The sequence below is a fragment of the Bacillus sp. C28GYM-DRY-1 genome (genome assembly GCF_030519405.1).
Classification (GTDB): domain Bacteria; phylum Bacillota; class Bacilli; order Bacillales; family Bacillaceae; genus Bacillus; species Bacillus spizizenii_A.
In genome coordinates this window covers 1-23,043 of the sequence record NZ_JAUMKF010000034.1, presented here as the reverse complement: position 1 = coordinate 23,043, position 23,043 = coordinate 1, and the positions used below count along the sequence as shown (strand labels likewise).

Sequence of the window (23,043 nt, the reverse complement as noted above, 5' to 3'; positions counted from 1 at the left end):
TAAAAAAACTGGCGAATTGGACTTGGAAAGGACCAACTCGCCAGCCTATTCGACCGAAAAACAGAATAAATTGGACAAAAATAGGTCGGATCATAAAGATCCGACTATTTTGTCAACAGTCTGAGAGACTGCCAAGGCAGTCTCGTATTATACAGCAGCTTTTTTGGAAGGAATCTCTTTTAAAACAAGAAACAGGATGACAAAGTTGACAAACCAGTTCAGCAAAAATTCACTAGGAACTGTCACTTCTAACGCACGCATAATCGTAAAGAATACAGTCGAAAGAGTGATGGAATAAGCAGAAAGCTTCCAGAGCTGATGGTAGGACAGATGTTTTTTCTGTGAATTCTTAATAATTACCCCGATAAGCGCTAAAAAGGATACTTCAATAAATTTCCCTGCGGCTGTTACGAGGAAAATGAGAGCCGAGAGAATAGTTACGATCATCGTTTTATTTTGATTTAAACCAGCAATGATATCTTTTTTCTTTAAATCTGACGGGATCATTGAGTAAGGCATCTCTTGGGCTTGTCCGTCAATGGCTAAAACAAATTTGTTCTGAAGGAGGCCGATCGCGTTTTGCTTTGCTTCAATTTGTTCAGTGCCGTAGGCGTCTGTCGGATCAAACACGATAACGAAACCATTTGCCTGCGATTCCATGGCTTTTTTCTCATCCGTTTGAAGTTTGCCGTTTGAAATTGTGAAATCAGGGAAATCTTTGTTTAAAACGGTTTTAAAGCCGTTCATGGATTTTACAGTCCCTGAGCTTACATAATAAGCGGTTGGTATTGCAAAAAGGACAGAGAGCAAAAATACATAAAGAATCGCTTTTCCGATTCCTTGAAATCTTGTTTTTGCAATATCACGGGGAGAGTATGTACTTTTGATGAAAAGCTGAAATACATTCATTATCTTCACTTCCTAGCTATACTAATATATGTTGCTTATTGTATCGTTGCCTGCGTGTGAATACAAGGAAGACATGAAGGAGATGGATGAAAAAGGGAGGATGGATGTCATGGAATGGTTGTATTGGCTGGTGATTGCGGCGGTATTTATCATCGCTTTTATCGGACTGGTGTATCCCGTTATTCCAAGTGTAGTATTTATCGTTGCCGGGTTTGTATTGTATGGATTTTTGTTTTCATTCGGTCCGTATTCTTATATGTTCTGGCTTATTGAAGCTGTTTTTGCCGCAGTATTATTCGCCGCAGATTACGTGTCTAATCTGCTCGGCGTCAAAAGGTTTGGCGGAAGCAAAGCCGCTATATGGGGAAGCACGATCGGTTTATTAATCGGGCCTTTTGTCATTCCGGTTGCGGGGATTATCTTAGGGCCGTTTATCGGAGCGGTTTGTGCAGAACTTATCGTCCATCAAAAGGACTTAAAGTCAGCGTTTAAAATCGGTCTCGGCTCGCTCATAGGCTTTTTAACAGGGGTTATTACAAAAGGCATCATACAGCTCTTGATGATCGGGTATTTTTTATGGACTGTCCTATAAGAATTGTAGTCGGCAGGTTTAATGGGGCGGATTATCGGTTAAAGTGAAATATGTCCGCTGAAATGAGCCAAAATGTGAGCATTTTCATTGATTACAAAGCATTCTTTTGTTACATTGAATGAAGAAAGGCTTGCTGTGAAGCGGCATTTCAGTACATATATATTAAGGAGGAATTATCATGGCTTACGAACTTCCAGAATTACCTTATGCGTACGATGCTTTAGAACCGCATATCGACAAGGAAACTATGACTATTCACCATACGAAACACCACAACACATACGTTACAAATTTAAACAAAGCGGTTGAAGGAAACACTGCTCTTGCAAACAAATCAGTTGAAGAGCTTGTTGCAGATCTTGATTCTGTTCCTGAAAACATCCGCACTGCAGTCCGCAACAACGGCGGCGGACACGCGAACCACAAATTATTCTGGACACTTTTATCTCCAAACGGCGGTGGCGAACCGACTGGCGCGCTTGCTGATGAGATCAACAGTGTATTTGGAAGCTTTGACAAATTCAAAGAACAATTCGCAGCTGCAGCAGCTGGACGCTTCGGTTCTGGCTGGGCATGGCTTGTTGTGAACAACGGCAAACTTGAAATCACAAGCACGCCAAACCAAGATTCTCCGCTTTCTGAAGGCAAAACGCCTATCTTAGGTCTTGATGTTTGGGAGCATGCTTACTACCTTAATTATCAAAACCGCCGTCCTGACTACATTTCTGCGTTCTGGAATGTTGTAAACTGGGACGAAGTGGCTCGTCTATACAGCGAAGCAAAATAAATGACACAAGCAAGGTCCTCAATATAGGGCCTTGCTTTTTTATGTCTTCTTTTTACATATCTCGGTTTGAGTGAGACAGACTAAGGGATAGTAAAGGGGAGTCAGTAATGAACAAACTAAAAAAAGTGATTGGCGATGTAGACGTAAACAAAGGGTTACTCTTTCTGCTGACCATTGGCGGGCTTTACTCGCTGGGAATTGCACTGTCCAACACATTTGTTAATGTGTATCTTTGGAAGCAGTCAGGGAAATTTATTGATTTGGCGATATATAATTTATCGATTGTGACAATGCAGCCGATAACCTTTTATTTCGCTGGACGATTAGCCAAAAAAATAGACAGAGTGTTCATTTTAAGGTTCGGTGTGATTTTTTTAGCTGCCTTTTATTTAAGTGTTCTTTTAGCCGGAGAAACGGCGGCCAGCCGGCTTGTGCTGATCGGTGCGGTGCTCGGAGTGGGCTATGGCTTTTATTGGCTTGCGTTTAACGTGCTGACCTTTGAAATAACAGAGCCGGATACCCGGGACTTTTTCAACGGATTTTTGGGCATTCTGTCTTCCTCTGCAGGAATGATCGGTCCGATTGTAGCGGGATTCGTAATCTCGAGGCTTGAAAATAATACGGGTTATACAGTGATTTTCAGTCTCTCCCTGAGTTTATTTGCCTTGGCTGTTGTGATGAGCTTTTTTTTAAAGCGGAGAGAATCAAAGGGCCGATTTATGCTGAGCAAAGTATTTGGAGAGCGTCATAGCAATATGAACTGGCGGAGAATTACGAATGCGCATTTTTTTCAGGGTTTGAGAGAAGGGATTTTTATCTTTTTAATCAGCGTATTTGTATTTATTGAGACAAACAGCGAACTGGCCCTCGGCACATTTGGTCTCGTCAACTCAGCTGTTTCCTTCTTTGCCTACTACTTTGCATCCAGGCTGATTAAGAAAAAAAACAGAAAAAAATCAATTTTGCTGGGCGGACTTATTCTGTATGGAGCGCTGTTTTTGATTCTGTTTCATATGAGTTTTACGACATTATTGACGTACGGCGTATTTATTGCTATAGGCTATCCACTTTTGCTCGTGCCATATGTATCACTTACATATGATGTGATAGGTAGGGCGAGGCATGCCAGAAAAGCAAGAATTGAATATATCGTGCTGAGGGAATTGTATTTAAATGCCGGCAGGATCGTCTCTATTTTATGTTTTCTCCTCATTATGGCCTTGCTGAAAGAGGATGTGGGAATTCCTTTGTCACTTGCGATATTGGGCATAGGGCATCCGCTGATTTATTATTTTGTCAAGGATATCCGTTTTAAGGAGAAAGAAGAGGAAAATGAAACCATGGAAGAAGACGGACAAAAACGGGTAACTGAACCGAATCTTTTAAAAGGAGAAAGATAATTTTTTGTCAAAAAGGGGTTATCTGTAGAAAAAAGTCGAAAAAACCTTTAGAATGAAAACTGGCACTCTTACTCGAGTGTCTTTTCTTTCTGTAAATAGAAAAAGGTGATGTTATGAGGAGAAATAAACCAAAAAAGCAACATAAAGAGAAAAAGAAGTCGCTTCCGATCCGGCTGAATATTTTATTCTTGGCTGCCTTTGTCATATTTACCTGGATCATTGTGGAACTGGGCATCAAGCAGATCGTGCAAGGCGATGATTACAGAAATCAAGCTAATAAGCAGGAACAAAGTGAAGTTAGCTCGGCGGTGCCGCGCGGGAAAATTTATGATCGAAACTTTAATGCAATCGTGACAAATAAGGCTCTAAATGCAATTACATACACCAGATCTAAATCGACCACGCAAGAGCAGCGTTTAAAGATCGCTAAAAAGCTGTCTGAAATGATTAAAGTTGACACGAAAAAAGTAACAGAACGGGATAAAAAAGATTATTGGATTTTGACTAGACCGAAAGAAGCGAAAAAGCTGATTACCTCTAAAGAAAGACAGCAGGTTGAAGACAAAAAATTATCCGATGACGATTTATATCAGCTGCAGCTAAAACGCATTACTGATAAGCAGCTCAATGAACTGACCGATAAAGACATGCAGATTCTCGCTATCAAAAGACAGATGGATTCAGGATATGCATTAACCCCTCAATATATCAAAAACGAAGATGTATCAGCGAAAGAAATGGCAGTCGTGAGTGAACATTTAGACGAACTGCCGGGTGTTGATGTCACGTCCGATTGGGAACGTGAGTATCCGTATAAAAACCTTCTTCGCTCAGTGCTCGGAAGTGTTTCCAGCTCTGATGAAGGATTACCGTCAAATCTTCTCGACCATTATTTATCGCTTGGCTACAGCAGAAACGACAGGGTTGGAAAAAGTTATCTGGAATACCAATACGAAAGCCTTCTGCAGGGCCAAAAAGCAAAAGTTGAAAATATTACAGATTCAAACGGAAATGTGACGGGAACAAAAACGGTTTCTGAAGGAAAAGCCGGTAAAGATCTCGTGCTTACGATTGATATTGATCTACAAAAAGAAGTGGAAAAAATTATTGAGAAAAACCTCAAATCTGCTAAAGCAAGACCAAGCACTCAATTGTTAGACCGGGCATTCGTCGTCATGATGGATCCAAGAAACGGTGAAGTGCTGACAATGGCGGGCAAGCAGATTAAACAAGAAAATGGAGCATACAAGTTTGATGATTATGCGTTAGGAAATATGACTTCATCCTATGCGATGGGATCAGCTGTTAAAGGTGCAACCGTACTAACGGGTCTTCAAACCGGCGCCATCAACTTAAATACGGTTTTTCAAGATGAGCCGTTATATATCGGTCAAGATAAAAATGGTAAAAAATCATGGAAGAATCTAGGTTCGGTTAATATTCAAAGAGCGTTAGAGCAGTCTTCTAACGTATTTATGTTTAAAACTGCAATCGCGCTCGGAAAAGGCGAATATAAACCGCATCAAGCTCTACCGATTGACACTACAGCCTTTGATACATTCCGGAATTACTTCAGCCAATTTGGATTAGGTGTCAAAACTGGTATTGATCTTCCGAATGAAATGACAGGCTATAAAGGAACAAACAGATTGACGGGATTCTTGCTTGATTATGCGATCGGCCAGTACGATACGTATACACCGCTGGAATTGGCGCAATACGTATCAACGATTGCAAACGGAGGCTACCGCTTGAAGCCTCAGCTTGTAAAGGAAGTCAGAGAACCTAATGCTGAAAAAGGGATAGGTGCTGTCGTGCAATCCGTTCAGCCGGAAGTGCTGAATAAAATCGACATGAAGAGTGAATACATTAAAGAAGTACAGGCTGGTTTCAGACGAGTGATGACAAAAGGAACTGCAGCCAGCCAATTTGCTTCAGCATCATATCAGCCTGCGGGCAAAACAGGAACAGCACAATCCTTCTATGATGGGCCTGATAAATCAAAAACAGGAACAGGGACTTATAATACGACACTTGTCGCTTATGCGCCGGCTGATAATCCTGAGATCGCGATCTCTGTCGTAGTACCTTGGGCTTATATTGATTATGGCGCTAAATATACCATTACCAACGAAATCGGCAGAGAGGTATTGGATAAATATTTTGAGCTGAAATCGAAGCAGGACAAAGAAGATACACAGCAAAAGAATAAAGATAAAATCAAAGAGAATGCAGAAAACACAACGTCTTCTGATAACTAAAAGAAACGCTCACATGATGTGGGCGTTTTTTTATACAAAAAAACGCATTGATTTACAAAACCTTAACATCCGATTCAAACCCTTTTTACACAGAACCTTTACTCTAGACGTGTAGGACAAATTACACATTATACGCAGGGGGAATTCAAGAAATGAAAAAAAACAAATTGGTGCTTATGCTTCTGATGGCTGCTTTTATGATGATTGCAGCTGCATGCGGAAATGCAGGAGAAAGTGAAAAATCGAATGGCGATTCTGCAAAAGGAGAAGGAAAGGCATCAGGTTCTTTAACCATTTCTGGTTCATCGGCTATGCAGCCATTAGTACTTGCAGCCGCAGAAAAATTTATGGAAGAAAACCCTGATGCAGATATACAGGTACAAGCTGGTGGTTCTGGAACAGGGCTTTCTCAGGTCTCTGAAGGAGCTGTTCAGATCGGGAATTCAGACGTTTTTGCTGAAGAAAAAGAAGGGATCGATGCAAAAGCGCTTGTCGATCATCAAGTCGCAGTAGTTGGCATGGCAGCAGCTGTAAACCCTGATACTGGTGTAAAGGATATTTCAAAAGATGAATTGAAAAACATCTTCACTGGCAAAATCAAAAACTGGAAAGAGCTTGGCGGCAAAGACCAAAAGATTACACTTGTAAACCGTCCTGATTCTTCTGGTACACGTGCAACATTTGTGAAATATGCGCTTGACGGAGAAGAACCGGCAGAAGGCATTACTGAAGATTCTTCCAACACAGTGAAAAAGATCATTGCTGACACTCCGGGAGCAATTGGATATCTTGCATTCTCCTATTTAACAGATGACAAAGTAACTGCTCTATCTATTGATGGCGTAAAACCTGAAGCGAAAAATGTTGCAGCTGGCGAGTATCCGATCTGGGCTTATCAGCACTCTTACACAAAAGGTGAAGCGACAGATTTAGCTAAAGAATTTCTTGATTATCTAAAGAGTGAAGACATTCAAAAAAGCATTGTTACTGATCAAGGCTACATTCCGGTTACTGATATGAAAGTGACACGCGATGCCAACGGGAAGCAAAGCTGATCTTAATATAAAGAGGAGTGCGGGGACAACCGTTTCTCCTCTTAACACATTCATAGGAGTGTAAAACAATGATAAACAATAGAGAAAATATGTCTGTGAGCGAGCGTTTGATCAGCTCAAGGCAAAATCGGCAATTGGATGAAGTCCGAGGAAGAATGATTGTGACAGCTTGTGCGCTTATTATGATTGCGGCATCTGTTGCGATCACTATTTTCCTCGGCGTTAAGGGGCTGCAATCTTTTCTTGTAAATGGTGTAAGCCCAATTGAATTCTTAACGAGCCTAAATTGGAACCCTACAGATACTGATCCGAAATATGGCGTGCTGCCATTTATTTTTGGATCATTTGCAGTAACGATTCTTTCTGCTCTCATTGCTGCGCCGCTTGGCATTGCAGGTGCGATTTTCATGACAGAAATTGCGCCGAATTGGGGAAAGAAAGTGCTGCAGCCGGTAATTGAGCTTTTAGTCGGCATTCCATCTGTTGTTTATGGATTCATAGGTCTTACAGTATTGGTACCATTTATCGCCCAGTTCAAATCGAGCGGAACAGGGCACAGTTTATTGGCGGGAACGATTGTCCTTTCTATCATGATTCTGCCGACTATCACATCGATCTCTGCTGATGCAATGGCTTCCCTTCCGAAGAGCTTAAGAGAAGGTTCTTACGCGTTAGGTGCGACTAGGTGGCAGACGATCAGAAAAGTATTAGTGCCTGCAGCCTTTCCAACATTAATGACGGCTGTTGTGCTTGGTATGGCACGGGCGTTCGGTGAGGCTTTGGCTGTTCAGATGGTCATTGGAAATACAAGAGTATTGCCAGAAAGCCTGTTTGACACTGCTGGAACACTGACAACGATCATCACGCTGAATATGGGCCACACCACATACGGCAGTGTTGAAAACAATACGCTGTGGTCAATGGGGCTTGTGCTTCTGGTGATGTCATTCTTGTTCATCTTGCTGATTCGCTACTTGTCATCTAGGAGGAAAGTGTAATGAACCGCAAAATAACAGATAAACTGGCGACTGGAATGTTTGGTTTGTGCGCAGCCATTATCGCTGCAATTCTAGTAGGCTTGTTCTCCTATATTATTATAAACGGTGTTTCACAGCTCAGCTTCGACTTTATTACGACAAAATCGAGCGCCATTGCAGCTGGAGGAGGAATACGCGACCAGCTGTTTAATTCCTTTTATATTTTGGTTATTACGATGCTGATTACAATCCCGATCGGTGTGGGCGGCGGAGTGTTCATGGCTGAGTACGCGCCTAATAACAGAGTGACTGATTTCATCAGAACATGTATAGAGGTGCTTTCATCTCTTCCGTCTATTGTCATTGGGATGTTTGGATTATTGATGTTTGTCAACTTAACAGGCTGGGGATATACGATCATAGGCGGGGCGCTTGCGTTAACTGTTTTCAACCTCCCTGTCATGGTGCGTGTGACTGAAGATGCGATTCGTTCAGTCCCTAAAGATCTGAAGGAAGCCTCTCTTGCTTTGGGTGTATCACGCTGGCATACCGTAAAAACGGTTCTAATTCCAAGTGCGATTCCTTCAATCATCACTGGAGCAATTTTAGCGTCAGGAAGGGTGTTCGGGGAAGCGGCAGCATTATTATTTACAGCCGGTTTGACAACGCCGCGTCTTAATTTTACGGAGTGGAACCCATTTTCTGAAACATCGCCGCTTAATATTTTCAGGCCAGCTGAAACACTAGCGGTCCACATTTGGAACGTAAATACGCAAGGAATCATTCCGGATGCTGAAGCAATTGCCAACGGAGGTTCTGCGGTGCTGGTGATTTCTGTTCTAGTGTTTAATCTCGCAGCAAGATGGCTTGGCACAATGATCTACAAAAAGCTTACGGCAAATTAGAACGGAAAGAGGCGACAAAACATGTCTGTACAATTGGTAATAGAAAAGCCTGAGCGTACTGTATTCGTTCCGAAACAGCGCCACGTGCTCGAAGTGAAAGATCTGTCTATTTTTTACGGCACTAAACAAGCGGTACACCATGTGAATATGGATATTGAAAAGAATGCGGTGACCGCTTTAATTGGGCCGTCAGGATGCGGAAAGTCAACTTTTTTGAGAAATATTAATCGAATGAATGACTTAATTCCGTCTGCAAGAGCTGAAGGTGAAATCCTTTATGAAGGATTAAATATACTGGGTGGCAATATTAACGTTGTCAGCTTAAGAAGAGAAATCGGAATGGTTTTCCAAAAACCGAATCCCTTTCCGAAATCGATCTATGCGAATATCACACATGCATTGAAATATGCCGGGGAGCGGAATAAGGCTGTTTTAGATGAAATTGTGGAAGAAAGCTTAACAAAAGCTGCGCTCTGGGATGAGGTGAAGGATCGTTTGCATTCATCTGCACTCTCGTTATCAGGCGGCCAGCAACAGCGTTTATGTATCGCGAGAACACTTGCGATGAAGCCGGCCGTTCTTCTGCTGGATGAACCAGCTTCAGCGCTAGATCCGATCTCAAACGCAAAAATAGAGGAATTAATTACAGAATTAAAAAGCGACTACTCGATTATTATTGTCACGCACAATATGCAGCAGGCTCTGCGGGTTTCTGACCGGACAGCATTCTTTCTAAACGGCGAGCTTGTAGAATACGGGCAGACTGAACAGATTTTCACCAGTCCGAAGCAGCAAAAAACAGAGGATTATATTAACGGGAAATTCGGATAGGAGGGCAGCAATGAGTATTGCTACCGAAGCTGTAATAAAACAGGAAGTCTATCAAGTCAATGGAATGAACTTATGGTATGGACAGCATCATGCTTTGAAAAATATCAATTTGAGCATTCATGAAAACGAGGTCACGGCGATTATCGGACCATCAGGATGCGGGAAATCGACCTTCATTAAAACATTGAATTTAATGATTCAAATGACGCCGAATGTAAAACTTGCAGGTGAGCTGAACTATAATGGCAGCAACATTTTAAAGGGTAAAGTGGATATCGTGGATTTACGAAAAAATATCGGCATGGTATTCCAAAAAGGGAATCCGTTTCCGCAATCTATCTTCGATAATGTCGCTTATGGGCCGAGAGTCCACGGCACCAAAAATAAAAAAAAGCTTCAGGATATTGTGGAGAAGTCATTAAAAGACGTGGCGTTATGGGATGAAGTGAAGGATCGTTTGCATTCATCAGCCCTTTCGCTATCAGGCGGCCAGCAGCAGCGCCTTTGTATTGCTAGAGCGCTTGCGACAAATCCTGATATTTTGCTGATGGATGAACCGACGTCTGCGTTAGATCCAATTTCAACGAGAAAAATTGAAGAACTCATTCTTGAGCTGAAAAAAAAATATACGATTGTTGTCGTTACGCACAACATGCAGCAGGCAGCACGGGTTTCTGATCAAACCGCCTTTTTCTACATGGGCGAGCTTGTTGAATGCGACTATACCAATAAAATGTTCTCTAACCCGCAGGATCAAAGAACTCTCGATTATATTACAGGAAAATTCGGATGAAAAAAACAGGCTGACAGTCAGCCTGTTTTTTATCGTGTTAACGTTTTTACGATCTTTTTGAAACTCATGTCAGATTTTACTGTAAAGTCGCCGGCGCGGATTTCTTTGTGATAGCCGGCATCGATGACATAGTCGTTAAAGTCTTGAGCCGAGGAGATAATGCCTTCTTTTTCAAGAATAGCAGATACATCTGCAGTGCTCATGCCGTCTTTAATGACGAGCTTGTACGATTTGACTTTTTCTGTTTTCGTGTCTGAGCTGCTGTCATCGTTTAAGGATTTCTCTTTTGAATCGAGTAGTTTTTGATATTCATCACGGTTAACAGAAACCATTTTTTTAGAATCAAGGTAATTGTTCACGTCTTGTTCGGTTATTGTTTTATTTTCTTTTACTGCAACGGCTTGATCTTCGTCTGTCAGATAAAAAACAGCTGCAAGAACGGCAGTCGCTAAAATGATGCCGCCAGCAAATGCCTGAATGCCCCGTTTTGTCATACGAGCACCTTCTCGTTATCTTTGATAATCGTATTCACGTCTTCTACTGATACATGCTCAGCTTTAGCAATGGCTTCTGCGGACATGCCGTTATTATATTTAGAAAGTATTTGTTTAGCGATCTTTTGATTAATGTCGCTATGCTTTGATTTGCGGATGACAAGGTTTGTTTCCAGTAATTCTTCCTCAAGCACTGTCATTTTCTTTTTGAGCTTGTAGATTTCCTGCATCGCAGAAAGCTGCAGTGTTTCGAGCTCCTGTTCTACATCTTTCATCGGATCTCTTTGAGAATATGAGAATGCAATTAGCGCTATACTGACGATAAACAACGCAATAATAGCAATTTCCACGTTTCATCACCTTCTATTCTTTTTTTATCCTTCTTTTTTATACCATAAAACCAATGGATTCTAAAGGCATTCGCGAAAAAAACGAGATTTTGTCGAGAAATCTTTCTTTGCTTCGCCTCAATGTAATGGTTTAATAGGAGCACTGAGCTGAACGATAGAGTGGATAATGTTGGAATTCCATGGATAAATACCCATTTCCCTATAATATACGACATAAGCTTTCTTTTTTTAGGGACACATTCGACATGATCATTCAAAACGCTTACACTCTGACTGTAAGCTTGGAAATATCGGAAGGGAGAATGCGGTTGGCTGAAGCGGTACTTTTTGAAAAAACGCAGGATATGATAAAAGAATTGCGCATTGTCATCAAAAGAAAAGACATCGAAGCTGTCAGGACAAAGCGCACAACGTATCGTAAAGGGGAATGGACAATTGGACAGGCGGCTGGTGATGCTATATATCGGGCTGAATATAGAATTGTAAACTCAATGAATGTCTGTCTCAAGCTCGCTGGTACAAAGGACATTTATCTTGCGGAAAATGGGATTCGTGATATAAACAGCTTTCAGACTAATGATGCGCACATCAGGTGGGGAAAGCAATTTTCTGACTACACATGTTATGGGAGAGGAGAAAAAGAACGATGAACGTTCTCATGCTTTCACTCGAACATCCCCATGAGCCGAAAAGCGGGCTCGGTGTCCATTTAAACCGTCTGATTTCCTATTTGAAACTGCATATTAACATTACAGTTTGTACTCCAAGCAGGCCGCTGTTTTCATATGCGCAGTTTAAAGATTTTATAGCTGATGCCAACTTTACTATGGTTCGACATATATTATCCTGCAATAACCGCTTTGATCTGATTCATGCCCATGACGATGACGACATGACAGCTCCCGCTGCTTATGATTTGAAACAGCGGCTTGGCCTTCCGCTTGCTGCGACAATCCACGGTCTTGAAAGCGAAAGGAAGAAGGCTTGTCAAGAAGCACCATATCCATACAGACTTCAGACCAAACGGCTCCTTATAAAATCCGCTGATGAACTGATTGTATTAAGCACTTTTATGAAACGGTCTCTTGATGATAAGGCAGCACGGAAAAATTTAACCGTTATCCCAAGCCCTGCATCAATGGAGGAAGTGAGGGGGCAAATTCACGGAGTATGAATAAAAGGTTCCTATTTTCATTTGGCAGGTTTGTTCCGGAAAAGGTTTTGCTCAGCTGTTAAAGGTATTTGCTATCTTGAGGCAGCGTCAGCCTGATCTGCATTTAGTGCTGTCGGGGAAGGGCCGTCTCTGTCCTCTTATGAGAAGTTGGCTGTGACTTTGAACCTGAAGGAACATGTCATGTTCTTGCGTTTCTGCATAGAAGGGATCTCAGAGCGTCTCTGTCCCGCTGTGAAATGGCTGTTTTCCTTAGTTTTTATGAACCGTTTGGGCTTGCCGCGCAGGAAAGCATGGAACAAGGTGTACTGACTGCCGTTTCTCAGTCGGGCGGCTTTTGTGACTATGCCTTTCATGACAAAACGGCAATCGCCGTGGATTTTACGCACGCACAGGAAGCGGCTGACCTGCTGTACAGGTTTTTAAAAGACCGGGAAAAAGCCCGCCGGATAAAAGAACCCGGCCGCCAACAGGTGATCAAACTTCACCATCCCCGGCTCATCAAGGAATCATATTTACGACTTTATGAGCGTATCAACAATAATTCAGCAATTCATTGAAAAACAGCCTAGCATTCCGTCCATTATAGTGGTATTATATATAAGTCTGAATAAGTAAATGATTTTAGTTTGGAGGGAAAATAATGCGCGTTAATATTACTTTGGCTTGCACTGAATGTGGTGAGCGTAACTATATTTCTAAAAAGAACAAACGCAACAATCCAGACCGCGTTGAATTTAAAAAATATTGCCCACGTGATAAAAAATCTACGTTACACCGTGAAACAAAATAACAGCCTAGCTGTTTGAGGTGTGAGAAAAAAGCCAGAGCTTTGAAAAAGGTTCTGGCTTTTTTTCTATTCCGAGGGGGATGAGAAATGAAATCACAATTAAGAAAAAAGACGATAGAGGCACTATCTGCTGTATCAAGTGAAGATCTTATTCAAAAAACAGCACGTATGTACAAGCATTTGTTTTCACTGCCGGAGTGGCAAAATGCCAGCACCATTGCCGTCACCATCTCCAGAGGGCTGGAAATACCGACGCGTCCAGTCATTGAGCAGGCTTGGGAAGAAGGAAAACAAGTTTGTATTCCCAAATGCGACCCTGGTACGAAGAACATGCAGTTCCGCACATATCAAACTGATGATCAGCTCGAAACCGTTTACGCCGGACTTCTTGAGCCGATGATTGAAAAAACAAAAGCAATGAAACCATCACAAATTGAATTGATAATCGTTCCGGGTGTTTGTTTCGATACTGACGGGTTTCGGATTGGCTTTGGCGGCGGCTATTATGACCGTTTTTTAAGCGATTATAAAGGGAAGACAGTCTCTTTGCTTTTGGAGTGCCAGTTGTTTGCGCACGTTCCCCGTCAGCCGCATGACATCCCGGTACATAAGCTGATAACAGAGGATCAGATCATTTCTTGTTTTTCATAACTTTCCTGGTCCTTATTCAAGAATAAATAAGAAAGAATGACAAACCCTATTGGCAGGAGGGATATAATGAAAAAAATTATGATTTATGCCATTTTCGCTGTTTCTGCCGTCATGTTTTATCAAAATCGCTATCGTCTTATGAATACCGTCCTCAGCCAGCCGGGCATTAGGCGGTCTTTTATCCATTTCTTTCTAAAAATTCCGTTTATCCGTAATAAGTTTATACAGCAAGCTTTCTAAAATCCCGTGAAAAACGGGATTTTTTGCTTTCAGTAGGCGTTCAGAGCGACAGCTGTTATAATGAGAAAAAACCATTGGAGCGGTAAACATGTATTTGCTGGAGTATACATATTGGAATATCGCGGCGCACCTAATGAAAGGCGGATATGGCGTCATACAAGCTGGTGAGTCAAATGAAATATGGCTGGAAGCACCGGACAAGTCCTCTCATGATCTGGTTCGCCTTTATAAGCATGACCTTGATTTCAGTCAAGAAATAGAAAGAGATATCGAAGAGCAGGCTGAGCGGGTAGAACGAGTCAGAAAGCAATTTGGCAGACGCAAGATGAAGCTGCTGAATGTGTTTTTTTCAGCGGAAGCCCCTGTTGATGACTGGGAAGAGATTGCCGAAAAGCCTTTTGAGAACGGAACTGTGTCAGTTACGCCGGCGCTCGTGAGGGGAACGATGCTTTGTGATGATCTTCAAGCTGTTTTCCCATCATTTCCTGCAGAAGAACGCACAGAAGCCCATAATTCGTTTGAAGACGTGCAAATGGCGAGAGAACGCTTCCTTTCGCTCGTACTGAAGCAAGAAGAACAGAGAAAAAATGCAGCAGCGGTTTTTCAAAATGGAAAACCAATCTTTACATATATATTCATCGCGTTTCAGGTCTTCATGTTTTTCTTGCTTGAATTAAATGGGGGCAGCACGAATACGGAGACGCTGGTCGCTTTTGGAGCAAAGGAAAACAGTCTGATTGCAGACGGAGAATGGTGGCGGCTTCTCACTCCGATTGTGCTTCATATTGGCATAGTGCATTTAGCGTTTAATACGCTTGCTTTATGGTCGGTTGGTACAGCGGTTGAACGGATGTACGGATCAGTCAGATTTCTGCTGATTTATTTGGCGGCTGGCATTACAGGTTCAATCGCGAGCTTTGTGTTCAGTCCGTATCCTTCAGCGGGCGCTTCAGGAGCCATATTCGGATGCTTAGGTGCATTGCTGTATGTTGCTTTGTCAAATCGGAAAATGTTCTTAAGAACCATTGGAACCAATATTATTGTCGTCATTATGATCAACCTTGTCTTTGGTTTTGCGGTTTCGAATATAGACAATTTCGGACATATTGGCGGCTTGATTGGCGGCTTTTTCGCTGCTGCCGCACTCGGATTGCCTAAAGCCGGAGCCTGGGAAAAAAGAGTGTTGTCAGCAGTTTTACTGATTGTTTTGGCGGCCGGGTTTCTATACTATGGATTGCATTCGCCTTCCCGCCAAGAGTCAGCACTGATTCAGCAGGCAAGCGAGCTGTATCAGGAAGGAAAGTATGAAGAAGTAACGGAATTGCTCAACGGAGAAGCGGAGCGAAAGAATGCCTCAGTCGATCTATTGAAAATTCTGGCTGTTTCAGATATTCAAATCGGCGAATATGGTCAGGCGGCTTCCCTTTTGGAAAGGGCAGTGAAAAAAGACCCTAAAGACCATGCCTCATATTATTATTTAGCCTTGCTGTATGCGGAAAAAAAAGAGTTGGTCAAGCAGAAACGGCTATCAAGTCGGCTGTAAAATTGAAGCCGAAGGAGCAGCGCTACAAAGAGCTGCAGCAGCGAATTGAAAACAATAAAGAATGATAAGGAAGGAAAATGCCAAGGAAGGAGGCTGGCTTTTTTGTCAGCGTTTTCTTCTTGACTGGCTGCTTCCATATGAATACGCTAATGATAGACAAGATTAAGAATGGTGAGGAAAATGAATACATTTTATGATGTGCAGCAGCTTTTAAAAACGTTTGGACACATTGTTTACTTTGGGGATAGAGAGCTTGAAATTGAGTTTATGCTAGATGAATTAAAGGAATTATACATGAACCACATGATCGAGAAGGAGCAGTGGGCCAAAGCGGCAGCGGTTCTTCGAAAAGAATTGGAACAAACAAAAAAACGGAAGAGATTTATGTAAAGGCTAAGGTGATCAAAATGGATGAAATATGGTTTGCGGGCATTGATCTAGGAGGAACGACAATTAAACTCGCTTTTATTAATCAATATGGTGAAATTCAGCATAAGTGGGAAGTTCCAACTGATAAAAGCGGCGACACCATAACTGTTACAATTGCAAAAACAATCGACAGTAAGCTGGGTGAGCTGCAAAAACCGAAGCATATCATCAAATACATCGGAATGGGCGCACCAGGCCCTGTAGATATGGCGGCAGGAGTCGTTTATGAAACGGTAAATTTGGGGTGGGAAAACTATGCTTTAAAGAACCATCTCGAGACAGAAACCGGAATCCCGGCTGTTATAGAAAACGACGCGAATATTGCTGCGCTCGGGGAAATGTGGAAGGGAGCGGGTGATGGCGCGAAAGACGTCATTCTCGTAACACTTGGCACAGGAGTTGGCGGCGGCATTATTGTAAATGGTGAAATTGTACATGGCATAAATGGCGCCGGCGGGGAAATCGGTCATATTTGCAGCATTCCTGAAGGCGGGGCGCCTTGCAACTGCGGCAAAACGGGCTGTATCGAAACGATTGCGTCGGCAACCGGAATTGTAAGAATTGCAAAAGAGAAAATTGCAAATGCTAAGCAGACGACACGTTTAAAAGCAACTGAACAATTATCAGCGAGGGATGTATTTGAAGCGGCGGGTAAAAATGACGAAATTGCCCTTGAAGTGGTTGATTATGTGGCCAAGCATCTTGGTTTGGTGCTGGGAAATTTGGCAAGCTCACTTAATCCGTCAAAAATTGTTCTTGGCGGCGGTGTATCGAAAGCCGGAGAACTGCTGAGATCCAAAGTCGAGAAAACATTCCGCAAATGTGCGTTTCCGCGGGCAGCTGAAGCGGCTGATATTTCAATTGCAGCACTTGGAAATGATGCTGGCGTTATCGGCGGCGCTTGGATCGCTAAAAATGAATGGCTGAAACATCAAAATTGTTAAAATTGTGTAAATGAAATTGATTTTTTGTTATGTTCAGGTTAAGATTTAATTTGATGTGTTAATGAGAATGTTGGGAATAGACTGATTTTTTGAGCGTGCTGCATAGGAGGGTGAAATGCGAAAAACGTTTTTTTCGAAGATTTCGTTTATGCTGATTGCCATTTTATTGATGTGGCTGAAAACGTATGCTGTTTACAAAACCAGTTTTCATATTAAAATTGACAATCTAACGCAGGAGTTTATTTTATTTATCAACCCATTGAGCTTTTTGCTGCTCATCTTTGGCTTCAGCCTGTTTTTAAAAGGCAAAAACAGAAATCGCTACATTATCGCGATGAGCTGTCTTGTCACGTTTGTATTGCTGGCTAATATGGTTTTTTACCGTTTTTACAACGATTTCTTAACGATCCCTGTCCTTTTTCAAACGAGCAATATGGGTGACCTCGGAAGCAGCATCGGAACACTTCTTGAGCCGACAGATCTCCTATTGGCTGTGGATATTGCGATTTTAATATGGCTTCACATCCGGCAAAAAGCTTTTCGATCGGACATTCCTTCCACGAAAAATGAACGGGCGGCATATTTTCTGTTTGTTGCTTCTGTTTATTTCTTCAATTTAGGCCTGTCTGAAGCGGAAAGACCTCAGCTATTGACACGTTCATTTGATAGGGAAATGCTTGTTAAAAACATCAGCCTGTTTAATTTTCATATTTACGACGGTGTTCTTCAGTCAAAACAGTCCGCACAGAGGGCCTTGGCTGACAGCAACAGCCTGACGGAAATTGAAAACTACGTAACCGCTAATGCGAAAGATGCCAACAAAAGCTTATACGGCGCTGCAAAAGGGAGAAATGTTATTCTCGTATCCTTAGAGTCGACGCAAAGCTTTGTGATTAATGAAAAGCTGAATGGTGAAGAAATTACGCCTTTTCTGAATGATTTTATAAAGCAGAGCTACAACTTCAATAATTTTTACCACCAAACCGGCCAGGGAAAAACATCGGATTCGGAATTCATCGTGGACAATTCATTGTATCCGCTTGGGCGAGGGGCCGTGTTTTTTACAAATGCGGGCAATCAATACATGGCCGCACCTGAGATTTTGAAAAAGAGCGGTTATTATTCAGCGGTGTTTCACGCTAATAATAAAAGCTTTTGGAATCGTGATTTAATGTACGACTCATTTGGATATGATTCGTTTTTTGATATTAACTCGTATGACGTAACTGACAAAAATTCTGTAGGCTGGGGACTCAAGGATAAAGAATTTTTTGAGCAGTCTTCAGAACTGATGAAAAATCTGCCTCAGCCGTTTTACTCGAGGCTGATCACACTGACGAACCACTTCCCGTTTGATCTTGATAAAGAGGATCAATTGATTGATGAATATGATTCAAGCAGCCAGACGCTAAATAAATATTTCCCGACAGTGCGCTATCAGGATGAGGCGCTGAAACGGTTTATCGAAAAGCTGAAAGAAGACGGGTTATACGACAACTCTATTATCGTTTTATACGGTGACCATTATGGGATATCAGAAAACCATAATGAAGCGATGGGGCAATTTTTAGGGAAAGAGATTACACCCTTTGAAGAAGTGCAGCTCCAAAAAGTGCCGCTTGTCATTCATATTCCCGGTATTACCGATAAAAAGCCGCAAACCTTTGAAACAGTAGGCGGGCAAATTGATATCAGGCCGACGCTGATGAATCTTTTAGGAATTGATACGAAAGATTACATTCAATTCGGAAACGATTTGCTTTCAGATGAAAAACTGGACTTTACGGTACTGAGGGACGGGAGCTTTATTACGGATCAGGTTGTTTATACAGATGGTGCTTGTTATGACAAAGAAACCGGAAAGCCGCTAAAAGAGGCAAAACAATGTGAAGCATTTGCTGATAAAGCGAAACAGGAGCTATTACTTTCTGATGAAATCATTTACGGGGATTTGTTACGATTTTATGATCAGAAAAGGCTACATTCGTCAAAACGAAAAGAAGGACAAATGCTTGATAAGGCATCGTAATCACAAAGTCTTCCCGCATCAAAGTGGCGGGAGGCTTTCTTTTTTTTAATACGCTGTCATATAGTAAAGAAAAAAGGAGGATGATGATGGCGTTGATTACGGTGAAACCTGAGATCAAGCATAATTTGGCCAGAGTGGCGAGAGAGCTGAAGATAGACGAAGAACTGCTTAGAAGTTCAAATCAATCCGCACAGAAACATCAATTGTATTGTCCTGGTTATGTTATAGAAGAGTATAACGATAAAGAGCTCCACACCATTCAGGACATAATAAGCTTTTTACAGCCTCGGCAGCTAAACCTTTCTGATAACTGGGTGAAGCAAGAAAAAATCTATGATGCTTCATCTGTTGAAACAGAAATAAAGAAGATCATTGATGTGTTTCCGTTTGTCTCATGCCGAGAAATCGGACGTTCTGTACTCGGCAGGCCAATTTGGGAGCTGAAAACTGGCGGGGAGCATGCCGCAAATAAGGTTCATATGAATGCCTCATTTCATGCGAATGAGTGGATTACAACGTCTGTCCTGCTGAAATGGTTTAAGGAATACTGTATATCATTATGCTGCAACTCGCCTTTTTTCGGCTATTCTCCCATGAAGCTGTTCAGCAGTACATCATTGTCTCTCGTACCTCTTGTGAATCCGGATGGTGTTGATCTTGTCTTGAACGGATCAGAAGGCATGGGAGCCAGGAAAGATGAGCTTGAAAGGCTAAATGATCATCGTCCAAATTTTAATGAATGGAAGGCAAACATAAATGGGGTCGATTTAAATAAACAATTTCCATCGTTATGGGAAATTGAAAAATACCGCAAACCGAAAGCACCTAGCTACCGCGATTTTCCGGGAATCTCTCCGCTTACGGAACCGGAATCCATTGCGATGTACCGGCTGATAACGGAGAACCCGCCTGACAGACTGCTGGCTCTCCATACTCAGGGGGAGGAAATTTATTGGGGCTATAAAGGCCTCGAACCTGAAGAATCTGCTGCTGTCATAAAGGATTTTGAGAAGGTAAGCGGGAACATTTATAAAGGAATACGGGATATAGACAGCTACGCGGGATTTCGCGATTGGTTTATTCACCATTATTTTAAAGAAGGGTATACGGTGGAACTTGGAAAAGGCCAAAATCCTTTGCCGTTTCAGCAGTTTTCACATATTTATAACACCACAAACGGCATTTTGTGGAGAGCGTTATTTTTTCATGAGTAACTGAAATTTTTTCTTTTTTCTGCCGAAGTAAATATGAGACAATAAAGATGAACGGAGGGGAAGGCTGATGAGATCAGTTTGTTTCATTCTGCTGTCGGCATTGCTGTTTAGTTTATCGGCATGCGAACCATCTCATCAGCAGCAAAAACAGGCATCAGCGGCAAAAGATGAGGAAAAAGACATCATACCGCTTTCCGCGGAAAAAACGGACGGAGCGGAAGGGTGGCTTAATAATAGCACAATTTTGTATACCGCGTCTGATCCGACGAAAACGGACCTTTTTGCGTACAGTATCTTTACCGGCAAATCGAAAAAGCTTTATCAAACGGATGGTCAAATCGTTGATGTTCAAATCAATCCGAGGGAGCAGATGATTCTGCTGCAAATCACTCACAGTCAAAAGACAGCAGTGGTTTTGCTTAATGCAAAAGGAGAGACACTTTACCAAAAAGATTACGAAACGTATGAGCTCGAGGCTGCTTGGAATCAATATGATCCTTATCAAATGATGGTCACGGTATTCACTGAAAACTGGGATTTCCATACATATCAGGTGGATGCTAAAAAAGACGTGTCTTCCTTAAGCCCGGTTCAGGTTCCGTTTATTCATTGGACATCCAAAAACACATTTGATTATGTAAAAGAGGGAAGAGACGATAAGTCAGGGGATTTATATACGTTTGATACAGCCTCCAACACGGCACAGAAGCTCGAGGATGACGTTCTCTTCAGTGATTCTTTCCATCAAATGAGTTTCACTGTCAAACCAGCTTCCGGAGAAAAAGGGACGTACCAGTTTAAAACGCCGCAAACAAAATCGCCAGTTACTGCGGAATGGCCGCTCCAAATGAAATATACAAGTTTGGCCCCGATGGAGTATGACTATGATGAAGGAAAAGGCCTGTTTTATACGTTTAAAGAAAGCGGCGATGCATATAAGCTCGCAGCTGTCAATGTGACATCGGGAAAGACAAAAGATCTTTTCTCGCTGCCGGAAATGGAGCCGATTCAAATATCTCCGAACGGGAAATATGCATTATACGGATTTCATTTTGAGAAGATCATTTTATTGAAATCACATGAAACGAAGCAACTCATCATTGATCAAAAGGAGATGGAATAACGATGGCTATCGCAGATGTGACTATTATCCCAATTGGTACGGAAACACCTAGTGTAAGTGCTTACGTGGCCGATGTGCAAAAGATTTTAGAAGAGTATAAAGCTGAAGGGAAAATCAAATATCAGCTGACACCGATGAATACGCTGATCGAGGGAGAACTCAGTGACCTTTTCACAGTCATACAGGCCATTCACGAAGCGCCGTTTCGAAAAGGGCTGCACAGAGTGGCAACGAACATCCGCATCGATGATAGGCGTGACAAAAAAACGACGCTTGAAAGTAAAATAGAAAGTGTCAATAAACATTTACAGCAATAAAAATAAACCTGTATCCGATCGGATACAGGTTTTAATGTGCAGTTGGATAGCCGCTGTTTATCACGGTCATCACGGTAAACCAGCCAAAGACAAATAAGGTGGCTCCGGCCAATAAAAATCCAAGTATATTTCTATTTTTAACAGAACGCAAGACTCCCCATAAAGCGAAAAGAGCGACAAGGCCGAAAATCACAACAAGTAACATTACGCAGCCCCCTTTTACATTGAAAAACCTGCAATTCTTTCCATTTTTATTCTACCTGTTTTTTATAAGTTTGTCGATAGCGTTTTCATTGCGATTGATTGAATCTTTTTGCAAAAACCCTCATAATAGGAACATAAAAAGAAAGAGGTGATATAAGTGAAATGGAGACGAATGCCAGTGGGGCCGATTCAAGCGAACGCATATTTTCTCATCAATGATGATCAATGCCTGATTTTTGATCCGGGCGGCGAAGGAAATAAAATCAATCAATACATAAAAGAAAAAGGGCTGACGCCTTTAGCCATTTTGCTGACACATGCCCATTTTGACCATATAGGGGCACTTGATGAAGTGAGAGAAAAATGGGATATTCCTGTTTACCTGCATCAGAATGAAAAGAATTGGCTTACGGATGCCTCTTTAAACGGCTCAGGCATGCTGCGAGGGATAGAAGTTACTGCTAAGCCTGCAGATCATCTGATTGAAGGAGACGGTGAGTTGAATATCGGACCGTTTCATATAGAAACATTATTTACGCCGGGACATTCGCCAGGCAGTGTTTCTTACTACGTGAAGGATGCAGACTTGGTGATCTCCGGTGATGTCCTGTTTCAAGGCGGCATAGGGCGTACTGATTTAATTGGCGGCGATCAAGAGACGCTGCTGACGTCCATTCATGAAAAACTGCTAACGCTGCCGGAGCACACGCTGGTGTTAAGCGGCCATGGACCTGAAACAGACGTGCAGACAGAGCAGGATCAAAATCCGTTTTTAAATGGGTTTTCATTGTAATAATTGTGAAAAAGAGACAAACCAATAAGGTTTGTCTCAGCTTGTAGAGAAAACGATGTTTTTCTACAAGCTTTTTTTGTTTTACGCTGTTTTTTTGGATATTCAGCTGATTTCAAAACAGAAAAAGAGCTCCCGCATACCTAGCTCCGCTTGGCTAGGTATGTGGCAATCTTCTTCATATTCTGGCATGCGGCTGTGAGGAGAACTTGTTCGCTCACATTCCGTTTTCCCCTCAACCTGC

At 42.1% G+C, this 23,043-nt stretch carries 23 protein-coding genes and 3 pseudogenes; 22 read left to right on the top strand and 4 right to left on the bottom strand.

Features of this window, described 5'->3' with window-relative positions:
- Positions 1–147: 147 nt before the first annotated feature.
- Positions 148–909 (bottom strand): DUF1189 domain-containing protein, encoded by a 762-nt coding sequence (locus tag Q3W56_RS19980; protein ID WP_302896624.1) that lies wholly within the window; start codon positions 907–909, stop codon positions 148–150.
- A gap of 109 nt (positions 910–1,018) precedes the next feature.
- Between Q3W56_RS19980 and Q3W56_RS19975 the strand changes: the two genes are divergently transcribed.
- The 9 genes from Q3W56_RS19975 (at position 1,019) to pstB (Q3W56_RS19935) (ending at position 10,510) form a co-directional block, all read left to right on the top strand.
- Positions 1,019–1,501 (top strand): DUF456 domain-containing protein, encoded by a 483-nt coding sequence (locus tag Q3W56_RS19975; protein WP_302896622.1) that lies wholly within the window; start codon positions 1,019–1,021, stop codon positions 1,499–1,501.
- A 178-nt stretch (positions 1,502–1,679) separates the two neighbouring features.
- Entirely contained in the window at positions 1,680–2,288 is a 609-nt protein-coding gene (gene sodA / locus Q3W56_RS19970; RefSeq protein ID WP_041905668.1) for a superoxide dismutase SodA, read from the top strand.
- A 107-nt stretch (positions 2,289–2,395) separates the two neighbouring features.
- Positions 2,396–3,688 (top strand): MFS transporter, encoded by a 1,293-nt coding sequence (locus Q3W56_RS19965; protein WP_302896620.1) that lies wholly within the window; start codon positions 2,396–2,398, stop codon positions 3,686–3,688.
- Between the two features lie 113 nt (positions 3,689–3,801).
- Entirely contained in the window at positions 3,802–5,949 is a 2,148-nt protein-coding gene (gene pbpA / locus Q3W56_RS19960; RefSeq protein ID WP_302896619.1) for a penicillin-binding protein 2A, read from the top strand.
- Between the two features lie 152 nt (positions 5,950–6,101).
- Positions 6,102–7,004, top strand: a complete 903-nt coding sequence (locus tag Q3W56_RS19955; protein WP_302896618.1) for a phosphate ABC transporter substrate-binding protein — start codon at positions 6,102–6,104, stop codon at positions 7,002–7,004.
- Positions 7,005–7,072: 68 nt separating this feature from the next.
- Positions 7,073–8,002 carry a phosphate ABC transporter permease subunit PstC gene (gene pstC / locus Q3W56_RS19950; RefSeq protein ID WP_013308020.1) on the top strand — a complete coding sequence of 310 codons (930 nt, stop codon included), beginning with the start codon at positions 7,073–7,075 and terminating at the stop codon, positions 8,000–8,002.
- Positions 8,002–8,886, top strand: coding sequence for a phosphate ABC transporter permease PstA (gene pstA, locus Q3W56_RS19945; RefSeq protein ID WP_302896617.1), 885 nt, complete (start codon positions 8,002–8,004; stop codon positions 8,884–8,886). The genes pstC and pstA overlap by 1 nt, the downstream gene beginning before the upstream one ends.
- A gap of 21 nt (positions 8,887–8,907) precedes the next feature.
- Positions 8,908–9,717 carry a phosphate ABC transporter ATP-binding protein PstB gene (gene pstB / locus Q3W56_RS19940; protein WP_302896616.1) on the top strand — a complete coding sequence of 270 codons (810 nt, stop codon included), beginning with the start codon at positions 8,908–8,910 and terminating at the stop codon, positions 9,715–9,717.
- A 10-nt stretch (positions 9,718–9,727) separates the two neighbouring features.
- Complete coding sequence (gene pstB, locus Q3W56_RS19935) at positions 9,728–10,510, top strand: phosphate ABC transporter ATP-binding protein PstB (protein WP_302896614.1); 783 nt, start codon at positions 9,728–9,730, stop codon at positions 10,508–10,510.
- Between the two features lie 29 nt (positions 10,511–10,539).
- Here pstB (Q3W56_RS19935) and Q3W56_RS19930 read toward each other — a convergent pair whose 3' ends face one another.
- Positions 10,540–11,004, bottom strand: coding sequence for a hypothetical protein (locus Q3W56_RS19930; RefSeq protein WP_302896613.1), 465 nt, complete (start codon positions 11,002–11,004; stop codon positions 10,540–10,542).
- On the bottom strand, positions 11,001–11,354 hold the full coding sequence (locus tag Q3W56_RS19925) for a hypothetical protein (RefSeq protein ID WP_003226272.1): 354 nt from the start codon (positions 11,352–11,354) through the stop codon (positions 11,001–11,003). The genes Q3W56_RS19930 and Q3W56_RS19925 overlap by 4 nt, the downstream gene beginning before the upstream one ends.
- A gap of 179 nt (positions 11,355–11,533) precedes the next feature.
- Here Q3W56_RS19925 and Q3W56_RS19920 point away from each other — a divergent pair, with 179 nt between their 5' ends.
- The 12 genes and pseudogenes from Q3W56_RS19920 to Q3W56_RS19865 all read left to right on the top strand — a co-directional run bounded on the left by Q3W56_RS19920 (position 11,534) and on the right by Q3W56_RS19865 (position 21,805).
- On the top strand, positions 11,534–12,004 hold the full coding sequence (locus Q3W56_RS19920) for a hypothetical protein (protein WP_302896612.1): 471 nt from the start codon (positions 11,534–11,536) through the stop codon (positions 12,002–12,004).
- Positions 12,001–13,085, top strand: a pseudogene (locus Q3W56_RS19915) (glycosyltransferase family 4 protein). The gene Q3W56_RS19920 and the pseudogene Q3W56_RS19915 overlap by 4 nt, the downstream one beginning before the upstream one ends.
- A gap of 83 nt (positions 13,086–13,168) precedes the next feature.
- Positions 13,169–13,318, top strand: a complete 150-nt coding sequence (rpmG, locus tag Q3W56_RS19910; protein WP_003153056.1) for a 50S ribosomal protein L33 — start codon at positions 13,169–13,171, stop codon at positions 13,316–13,318.
- 84 nt (positions 13,319–13,402) lie between these two features.
- A complete protein-coding gene (locus Q3W56_RS19905) occupies positions 13,403–13,966 on the top strand; it encodes a 5-formyltetrahydrofolate cyclo-ligase (RefSeq protein WP_268400096.1) in 564 nt (187 codons plus the stop codon).
- A gap of 66 nt (positions 13,967–14,032) precedes the next feature.
- Positions 14,033–14,206, top strand: a complete 174-nt coding sequence (locus Q3W56_RS19900) for a hypothetical protein (RefSeq protein ID WP_019714978.1) — start codon at positions 14,033–14,035, stop codon at positions 14,204–14,206.
- An 88-nt stretch (positions 14,207–14,294) separates the two neighbouring features.
- Positions 14,295–15,814: pseudogene (gene yqgP / locus Q3W56_RS19895) on the top strand (rhomboid protease YqgP).
- A 115-nt stretch (positions 15,815–15,929) separates the two neighbouring features.
- Positions 15,930–16,146 (top strand): annotated as a pseudogene (locus tag Q3W56_RS19890) (YqgQ family protein).
- 10 nt (positions 16,147–16,156) lie between these two features.
- Positions 16,157–17,122: a glucose kinase GlcK gene (gene glcK / locus Q3W56_RS19885; RefSeq protein WP_302896610.1), complete on the top strand. Its 966-nt coding sequence runs from the start codon at positions 16,157–16,159 to the stop codon at positions 17,120–17,122.
- Between the two features lie 115 nt (positions 17,123–17,237).
- Positions 17,238–19,151 (top strand): LTA synthase family protein, encoded by a 1,914-nt coding sequence (locus Q3W56_RS19880; RefSeq protein WP_302896609.1) that lies wholly within the window; start codon positions 17,238–17,240, stop codon positions 19,149–19,151.
- 83 nt (positions 19,152–19,234) lie between these two features.
- Positions 19,235–20,365, top strand: coding sequence for a M14 family metallopeptidase (locus Q3W56_RS19875; RefSeq protein ID WP_302896626.1), 1,131 nt, complete (start codon positions 19,235–19,237; stop codon positions 20,363–20,365).
- Positions 20,366–20,432: 67 nt separating this feature from the next.
- Entirely contained in the window at positions 20,433–21,488 is a 1,056-nt protein-coding gene (locus Q3W56_RS19870) for a YqgU-like beta propeller domain-containing protein (RefSeq protein WP_302896608.1), read from the top strand.
- A 2-nt stretch (positions 21,489–21,490) separates the two neighbouring features.
- Positions 21,491–21,805, top strand: a complete 315-nt coding sequence (locus tag Q3W56_RS19865) for an MTH1187 family thiamine-binding protein (protein ID WP_302896607.1) — start codon at positions 21,491–21,493, stop codon at positions 21,803–21,805.
- A gap of 31 nt (positions 21,806–21,836) precedes the next feature.
- Here Q3W56_RS19865 and Q3W56_RS19860 read toward each other — a convergent pair whose 3' ends face one another.
- Positions 21,837–22,010, bottom strand: a complete 174-nt coding sequence (locus tag Q3W56_RS19860; protein WP_014114408.1) for a DUF2759 domain-containing protein — start codon at positions 22,008–22,010, stop codon at positions 21,837–21,839.
- Between the two features lie 156 nt (positions 22,011–22,166).
- Here Q3W56_RS19860 and Q3W56_RS19855 point away from each other — a divergent pair, with 156 nt between their 5' ends.
- The gene (locus Q3W56_RS19855) at positions 22,167–22,802 is read left to right on the top strand and encodes an MBL fold metallo-hydrolase (RefSeq protein ID WP_019714972.1); all 636 of its coding nucleotides are present in this window, start codon (positions 22,167–22,169) and stop codon (positions 22,800–22,802) included.
- Positions 22,803–23,043 lie beyond the last annotated feature (241 nt).